Source organism: Rickettsiales endosymbiont of Peranema trichophorum (assembly GCF_004210275.1).
Classification (GTDB): Bacteria; Pseudomonadota; Alphaproteobacteria; order Rickettsiales; family Midichloriaceae; genus RICK02.
On sequence record NZ_SCFA01000035.1, the window covers coordinates 1 to 3,418 of the forward strand.

Genomic DNA, 3,418 nt, shown 5'->3' on the forward strand with positions numbered 1-3,418 from the left:
TCTAAAAACTTCTCCTGCATTTACTGCGACATTTTTAGCGTGTTCTAATTGCTTATTATCTAGAGCGCTAACAGAAGGAGCCCCTGCTCCTTCTTGCCCAACAACAGGTCTGCTCCCCTCCCTTTCCTGCTTGTCTCTGGTTTGATGAGTCTGAGCCTTTTTTTCTTGGTTAAGTGCCTGTATTGATGGCCTGATGCTGTTTATCACATCTGTAACTTGTTGCTCTTTTGGAGTATCCTGAGTCCTTGCTTCCCCTACCCCTTTAAGCACGGTATTGATTCCATTTATATCACGGCTTAATTCTTCTACTGTCTCTTCCAATTGGCCTGCTGTCTCAACGATCTCATCAATCTTCTCTTTAGGAGCTCCACGTGCTATTAACCGTTTCTTTTGTTGCTCCAAAGAGTATAGGTGCTCTTGCGTCTCATCTCTTCTTGCATGCTTAGCTTTTAGGACATCTTCCAATTGTCCAGTATCAGCAATCGCCTCACGTATGAATTCTCTAAGTTGATTTTCAGCTGTTTCCCTAGCTTCGGGGGTTGTGTGTGTCGAATCGGGTTGTGATAAGGTGTCTAAGGCCTCAAAAGCTCGGTCTGCTCGGTATTCAAAGCTGTTCTCGGCCGGCCTATAATTGATGAGTTCATCAGCACGATTCATTAGCTGCTCGTGTTTCTCCCAAAACAGCTTTTCTTCTTTCAAAAGCTCGTTTCTGAAATTCTTGAGTGCTTCGTCAAATCTCTTTTGCGACTCTCTACGTTCATCCGAAGTATTTATGCTTTCTACGGTGGCTTGCTGTTGCTCATATTGTTGTGCATGCTGCAACATAGACTCGATCGCGCTTCTAAGTGTTGGATCATCTATGATGTTAACTAAATGTCGTAGCTGTTCAATCAAGTTTTGAATATTAGAAGGCTCGAAAGGACTAGTACTTATCAGGTTTATAACTTCTCTGATTTTACTATTCTCACGTTTCTTATGGTTTCCCTGATGGCTTTTGGGTTGTTCATTGTTACTTTCACCTCTACGTAACAACTCTGGTGGCATTTTTGTTTTACTCATTTTATACACTATTTTCAGTATATACCAAAAAATTCTAGTATTAAAAATAAATTAATACAAATTGGGTTAAACCCCTGATTATACAGCATTACAATAGTTAAATAACACGTAAAAGTGTACAAACCTGTATATCATAAAAACATTTTATTAATTTAAAATTTTTTGCTTGCCCAATACAAAAATTTTGATTAGAGAGTTGTAACGAAATATTAACAAAATATTAAATTATCATGCTAGGAAACTTAGCGGCACTTGATGTAGGAATAATAGTAGCGTACTTAGTCGGCTGTTTAGTAGTAGCATTTTGGAAAGCCACCGAGATCAAGAACATAAGAGAATATACGCTTGGTAACGGGTCGGTCTCAACAGTAGTGTTGATTTGCACAATATTCGCTACCTACTTGAGCGCGAGCTCAACGGTGGGTACAGTAGAGAAAATATACACAGTAGGTATATTTTTTGCTATTCCTAGGATTGCAGGAGTCCTTGTGTGGTACCTAATGGCTAGAATATACGTCAATGTTGAACAGTTTCAAGGCTGTTTGTCGATAAGCGATATCATGTATATATTGTACGGAAGTATCGGAAGGTGGGTCACAACAGTTGCTTCTGTAGTCTTATCTGTGGGTATCATAGCGACACAAGCTGTGGCAATGGGCTACATGCTTGATTATTTCCTGGGAATAGGCCAGTTCGCAGGAATACTGGTTGGGATGGGCGTCCTGACAGTGTACTCTGCGTTTGGTGGAATAAGGGCCGTAGCATTGACCGATGTGGTCCAGTTTGTAGTTTTTTATGTTGCCATTCCGACAGCATGTTTCTTTGCAATACGGGATGTTGGAGGTCTATCAACCATATATGAGCAGCTTCCAAAGACGCATGTGACGTTGAATTTAGAGGGTAAGCAGCTGTGGTCCTTTCTTAGTCTCTTTTTGTTTATCTTGCCATTCAACGGTGGATCGTTCATCCAAAGATTTTTAATGTCCAACAACACTAAGCAGCTTGCTAGTTCTCTGAAGTTGATATCGTTCCTTCACTTGCCGTTGTTGCTCCTGATCTGCCTGATTGGATTTGTCATCAGAGTCAAAGCTCCGGACGTTGACCCTAAGTTTGTCTTCATGGTTTTTATTGATAAGTATTTGTATACTGGAATCAAGGGCTTGATGATAGCTGGGATGATAGCGGTAATGATGTCTACCGCTGATTCGTGGTTAAACACTACGTCCGTTCTGTGTACGCATGACATTGCGAAAATGATTTTTCCGAAGCTAACAGATGCTCAAGAGTTACTGATAGCGCGGCTTTCAACTACTGTGATAGGTTTGATGGCTATAGTAATAGCAGCCAAAGCCGAGGGGATATTGGAGCTGTATTGGATGATATACAACTTTTGGGAGCCTGTTACGCTTGTTCCAGTAATGGTCGGTTTTATTGGGTTTAGGACTAATACAGCATCGTTTGTGATATCGTGTGTTTTGGCCACTATTTGTACACTTATTGGTGCATACATTGATGGTGAGTTCGCTAGAATTAGCATAGCGTTGGGCGTAATAGGTAGTACAGTAGGAATGTTTGGAGCCCACTACCTACAGCTATGGTGGGGAGTAAGAATGCCAAAGCTCGAGGAGAAGCTTTTGAAGGAGAGACAAGAAAGGCCTTACGTTATGCCTAAGAAACCTTCTGTGTTTGTACAAGTGTATCGTGGAATACGTGACTTATCATTCGCAAAGATACTGTTGTTCACTAGAAATCAAACGAAACGCTTTCACCCTCAGTTTGAGATATCGGGGATAGTGCTCGTGTTGTTTTGCCTTTATCCGCTGCTTGTGGAATCTGAGCTTGCTTACGCTCAGTACAACCCTCTGATGGAGTTGTCTATTACTGGCGCTGTGTTGGCGATTTTGCTGTGTTTGTGTGAGTACTGCCCTAAGGAGTGGAGAGCTAGATTCATGCCGCTGTACTGGTATAGCGTGATGCTATTGTCGCTCCCTGTGTTATCTGCATCGATGCTGTTTCTTAATCACGGCAATATTTTTTACATAGCGCACTTTACACTGGGAATGCTTATACTATCCATATTTATGGATTGGCTGAGCTTCATGATAGTGTCATGCGTAGGTGTGATATTGGGAGTGTGCTTGTCTGTGTGGGTATCGCCTGCTGAGTCATCGGTATTTTCGTACATGAGTTTAACGTCATGCGGAGTGTTTGTTGTGTCGTTAAGCGTGTTGGGATACTTTAAGAGCGTAAGGGAGGACACGGCGTTAAAGTCGAGAATGCTGACTGGGAAGATGGCTCATGAGCTAAGGAGTCCGCTGTCGAGTGCACACACAGGCATAAGGATGCTACACAAGTTGTT

General features: G+C 42.0%; 2 protein-coding genes. One reads left to right on the plus strand and one right to left on the minus strand.

Going from position 1 to position 3,418, the window contains the following annotated elements:
* A partial coding sequence (locus tag EDM53_RS01640) for a hypothetical protein (protein WP_130121790.1) occupies window positions 1-1,059 on the minus strand: 1,059 nt, incomplete at its 3' end.
* Window positions 1,060-1,289: 230 nt separating this feature from the next.
* On the opposite strand from EDM53_RS01640, the gene EDM53_RS01645 reads away from it, so the two are divergent.
* The coding region (locus tag EDM53_RS01645) for a sodium:solute symporter family protein (protein ID WP_130121792.1) at window positions 1,290-3,418 on the plus strand (2,129 nt) is incomplete at its 3' end.